Genomic DNA, 1,511 nt, shown 5'->3' with positions numbered 1-1,511 from the left:
CGGCATCGCGGCGCTCGCCGGCGCACTCGGCGCCCGCGGCCGGGTCACCGCCGCGGTGCTCCAGCTCGTCGTGTTCGGTGTGGTGCTGCAGGGCACCGGGCCGCTGTCCACCATGGGCTACCTGGTCGCCATGGCGATGCCCGTGGCCGTGGTGGTCCTGCTGGTCCAGGTGGTGCGCCGGTACCCGGTGGCGCGCTGGACCGTCGGGGTGCCCGGCCTGGTGGTGCTCCTCGTGGGCGGCTTCCTGGCGCGCGACGCCCTGGGCGGCGTCCTGCGCATGCTGGGCTCCGGGCTCGCGGAGCAGCGCGCAGGCCTGCTGCTGACCCTGCTCGTGCTCGTCACCGGCACCCTCTGGGCCGCCGTCGGCGCGCAGGCGCTGGCCGGCACGCCCGCCGTTGAGCGCGCCACGGGCTGGGTGGTACGGCACCGGAAGGCCATCACCGTCGTGGCCGCCACCGGACCGCTGCCCTACGCGCTGATCCGCCTCACCTGGCTCACGCCGTGGCCGCAGCTCGGGTTCGACCTGGACCTCTCCACCCGGATCTGGGGCCTGGCCCTGTCCAGCGGCGCGTGGCTCGGGTTCTTCCTCACGCTCGGCCTGATCCGGCCGTGGGGCGAGGTGTTCCCCCGCTGGATGCCCGGCCTCGCCGGACGCCGCGTGCCGATCGCAGCCGCCGCCGTGCCCGGCGGGCTCATCGCCGTCACCCTGATCTTCTCGACCGTCCCCATGCTCGTGCTGTTCGGCGGGCAGGGGCTCGCCGAGGGGATCGTCGGTGCCATCGCCTTCCCGTGCTGGTACTGGGGCCCGGCCCTGGCGCTCGCGGTCTGGGGGTACGTGGCGCACCGGCTCCGGTCCGACGGCGACTCCGGCGACGACCGCGGCGCGGAGGCCACCCCACGGGCCGGTGCCGGGCGTCCCGCCGAGGCGCTCGCGGGCCGTTGGCTCCGTGAGGACCTGCCCTGACCTGGCGTGCAGCCCCGGCGACCGGAGAGGATGGCGGCATGCAGGCGACGACGCGGTACCTCGCTCGGCGCTTTGCCTGGCACATGCTGGGCGCCGCGATCGGGCTGGCGCTGGTGCTGCTCGTGTACGGCCTGCTGCACACCGCCACCGGCGGCGTCCCGGGCTGGGTGGTCGTGGTCACCGCCGTCGCGGCGGCGGTGGCCCTCGGCCTGGTCCCGGGCGCCCGGGAGCTCGAGGTCACGGCCGCCCGCGCGCTGCTCGACGTGGACGACGAGCTGGTGGTTCCCGCCGAACCCCGGCTCGCGCACCGGGCCCGGACCGCCGCCTGGGTGGTGCTGCACCTGCTCACCGGCCTGGTCGTGGCGTCCTGCCTGTTCGCCCTGCTCCCGGCGGTCGCGCTGGTCGGCTTCGAGGCCGTCACCGGGCGGTCGCTGAGCTCCGGGCTGGCGGTGCCCACGGGCCCGGTCGAGGTGGTCCTGCGGCTGGCGGCGTGCGCCGCCGTAGGGTTGCTGGCGGTGACGGCGACCTGGCCGCTGGGCGTGGCGGC

The 1,511-nt window shown here is 76.6% G+C and carries 2 protein-coding genes; both read left to right on the top strand.

Features of this window, described 5'->3' with window-relative positions:
• Positions 1-964: hypothetical protein (locus PROKR_RS30865; protein ID WP_211240191.1), on the top strand; the 964-nt coding region annotated here is incomplete at its 5' end.
• A 38-nt stretch (positions 965-1,002) separates the two neighbouring features.
• Positions 1,003-1,511: hypothetical protein (locus tag PROKR_RS20325; protein ID WP_036966493.1), on the top strand; the 509-nt coding region annotated here is incomplete at its 3' end.

The organism is Promicromonospora kroppenstedtii DSM 19349, assembly GCF_000515355.1.
GTDB classification, from domain to species: domain Bacteria; phylum Actinomycetota; class Actinomycetes; order Actinomycetales; family Cellulomonadaceae; genus Promicromonospora; species Promicromonospora kroppenstedtii.
This window is presented reverse-complemented; position numbering and strand designations above follow the sequence as displayed.